The 3462-nt window shown below is 55.3% G+C and carries 2 rRNA genes; both read left to right on the top strand.

Features of this window, described 5'->3' with window-relative positions:
- The first annotated feature begins 173 nt into the window (after positions 1–173).
- A 23S ribosomal RNA gene (locus tag FL344_RS37955) occupies positions 174–3136 on the top strand.
- Positions 3137–3298: 162 nt separating this feature from the next.
- Positions 3299–3415, top strand: a 5S ribosomal RNA gene (gene rrf / locus FL344_RS37950).
- Positions 3416–3462 lie beyond the last annotated feature (47 nt).

Genomic DNA, 3462 nt, shown 5'->3' with positions numbered 1-3462 from the left:
AAGTACCCAGCCGACGCCGTGAGGCGAAGGTGAGGGGAAGGAAGTCAGGTGCTTTTAATCAAGCGTAAGTAACAAGAAGTCTTCCAGGCTTGCTGCGAAGAGCAGGAGTCTGGGCCTTGGTTTCGAGTTTCGACAATCCGCCGGGAGGCGGGCGTGAAACAAGAGATTAGGGCAAGTAAGCTACTAAGGGCGTGCGGTGGATGCCTAGGTGCCAAGAGGCGATGAAGGACGCGGGTGGCTGCGAAAAGCCCCGGGGAGCTGTCAACCGAGCGTTGATCCGGGGATGTCCGAATGGGGAAACCCAGCGCTGCGAATAGCGGCGTTACCTTTCACTGAATACATAGGTGGAATGGAGCTAACCAGGGGAAGTGAAACATCTCAGTACCCTGAGGAAGAGAAAACAATGAGTGATTCCCAAAGTAGTGGCGAGCGAAATGGGAGAAGCCCAAACCGAAACCACGAAAGTGGCGTCGGGGTAGCGGGTCCACGGTAGGACTTTGACTTGCTAGCGGAAGCCTCTGGAAAGAGGCACCAAAGAGCGTGATAGTCGCGTACGCGAAAGCGAGTTGGAGCTGAGTGGGTTACCCAAGTAGGGCGGGACACGTGCAATCCTGCCTGAATCAGCCGGGACCATCCGGTAAGGCTAAATACTCCTTGGCGACCGATAGTGAACAAGTACCGCGAGGGAAAGGTGAAAAGAACCCCGGTAAGGGGAGTCAAAAGAACCTGAAACCGCATGTCTACAAGCAGTTCGAGCACTACGGGGCAACCCAGTGCGAGAGCGTACCTTTTGCATCATGATTCGGCGACTTAATATACGTAGCGAGGCTAAGCCGTTAGGTGGAGCCGGAGCGAAAGCGAGTCCGAATAGGGCGTATAGTTGCGTGTATTATAACCCGAAGCGGGGTGATCTACACATGGCCAGGTTGAAGTGCGGGTAACACCGCATGGAGGACCGAACTCGTGAAAGTTGAAAATTTCTGAGATGAGCTGTGTGTAGGGGTGAAAGGCCAATCAAACTCCGTGATAGCTGGTTCTCCCCGAAAGATATTTAGGTATCGGCTCGGGCAATTCAATGCCGGAGGTAGAGCACTGGAACGGCTAGGGGTCTCACCAGATTACCAAACCGTACCAAACTCCGAATGCCGGCAATTGTTATCCCGGGACGCAGTCAGTGGGTGATAACGTCCATTGGCAAGAGGGGAATAACCCAGACCGACAGCTAAGGCCCCCAAATCTAGTCTAAGTGAACACTAGAAAGGATGTGGCAGGTCATTGACAACCAGGAGGTTGGCTTAGAAGCAGCCATCCTTTAAAGAAAGCGTAATAGCTCACTGGTCAAGACAGGCCGCGCCGAAAATGTAACGGGGCTCAAGACTAGTGCCGAAGCTTCGGGTCACACGTAAAGCGTGTGGCGGTAGGGGAGCGTCCCAGTTGCAGCGAAGGTCGACTGAAAAGGCGGCTGGAGCGGCTGGGAGTGCTGATGCCGAAATGAGTAGCGTTAAAGGGGGTGAGAAACCCCCTCGCCGTAAGCCCAAGGTTTCCTGGGTCAAGTTAATCTTCCCAGGGTTAGTCGGAACCTAAGCCGAGGCCGAAAGGCGTAGGTGATGGAAAGCGGGTTAATATTCCTGCACCATCTTGTGAGCGTTGAACTAAGGGAGGACGGAGAAAGCTAGGCGAGCTGACCGGTGGTTGTGTCAGTCTAAAGGCGTAGGGGTGTCGCGTACGAATAAAGGCGCGGCAGCTATCCCCGAGACTCGATGGCGCCCCGTAAGGGGTAAGTCGCTGATGCTCTGCTTCCAAGAAAAGTCCCGTAGGGAGCTTACAGGGTGTCCGTACCGTAAACCGACACAGGTGGGCGAGGAGAAAATCCTAAGGCGCTTGAGAGAACTCTCCTCCAAGGAACTAGGCAAATTTCCACCGTAACTTCGGAAGAAGGTGGGCCTCTGGTAGGTGAAGGCGTACAGCCGGAGCTGAGAGAGGTTGCAGAGAAATGGCGGTAGCGACTGTTTACCAAAAACACAGGACTCTGCGAAGGCGACAAGCCGACGTATAGGGTCTGACTCCTGCCCGGTGCTGGAAGGTTAAGGGGATTCGTCAGCCGCAAGGTGAAGCGATGATCCGAAGCCCCAGTAAACGGCGGCCGTAACTATAACGGTCCTAAGGTAGCGAAATTCCTTGTCGGGTAAGTTCCGACCTGCACGAATGGAGTAACGACTTCCGCGCTGTCTCGGAGAGGGACTCAGCGAAATTGAAATAGCTGTGCCGATGCAGTTTACCCGCAGCAAGACGGAAAGACCCCGTGAACCTTTACTATAACTTGACAGTGACACTAGGGATTGACTGTGTAGGATAGGTGGGAGCCTTTGAAGCCGGGCCGCTAGGTTCGGTGGAGGCAACGGTGAAATACCACCCTGTTGATTTCTGGTGTCTAACCATGTCCCGTCAGCCGGGATTGGGACACTGTCTGGTGGGTAGTTTGACTGGGGCGGTCGCCTCCCAAAAAGTAACGGAGGCGCGCGATGGTTCCCTCAGCCCGATTGGAAACCGGGCGTCGAGTGCAATGGCATAAGGGAGCTTGACTGCGAGACGGACACGTCGAGCAGGTGCGAAAGCAGGTCATAGTGATCCGGTGGTCCTGAATGGAAGGGCCATCGCTCAACGGATAAAAGGTACTCCGGGGATAACAGGCTTATCTCCCCCAAGAGTTCACATCGACGGGGAGGTTTGGCACCTCGATGTCGGCTCATCGCATCCTGGGGCTGGAGCAGGTCCCAAGGGTTTGGCTGTTCGCCAATTAAAGCGGTACGCGAGCTGGGTTCAAAACGTCGTGAGACAGTTTGGTCCCTATCTGCTGTGGGCGTAGGATACTTGAGAGGCTCTGACCTTAGTACGAGAGGACCGGGTTGGAGGCACCGCTGGTGTACCAGTTGTCTCGCCAGAGGCATCGCTGGGTAGCCATGTGCCGATTGGATAACCGCTGAAAGCATCTAAGCGGGAAACCGACCTCAAGACCAGGTATCCCGGGCGCAAGCCCCTGAAGACCCGTCGAAGACTACGACGTTGATAGGCCGGGTGTGTAAGCGTGGTAACACGTTCAGCTAACCGGTACTAATTGGTCGTGAGGCTTACTTTCCCCATTCTCTTGCATGCCCCCTCAAGGGGAGTAAGGGACTCGGGGCCAAGGCCGAGGCTCGAGTGCTTCTTCGCACTCGCCTGGAAGACTCACACTGCGCACAGCGAGACTTCGCTCAGCAATGAATTGAAACTTACCCTTTGTATGCACTGTCGCTTGTTTTCCGGTGGCTATGTCGGAGGGGTCCCACCCGTTCCCATCCCGAACACGGAAGTTAAGCCCTCCAGAGCCGATGGTACTTCGCGGGAAACCGCGCGGGAGAGTAGGTCGCTGCCGGATTCTTTTTGAGAAACCCCCGGTGTCCCTCGTGGACACCGGGGGTTTTC

Origin of the sequence: Myxococcus sp. AB036A (genome assembly GCF_006547355.1) — a bacterium.
Taxonomy (GTDB): domain Bacteria; phylum Myxococcota; class Myxococcia; order Myxococcales; family Myxococcaceae; genus Myxococcus; species Myxococcus virescens.
The sequence above is the reverse complement of the archived record's forward strand: the minus strand, read 5'-3'. Positions and strand labels throughout refer to the sequence as shown.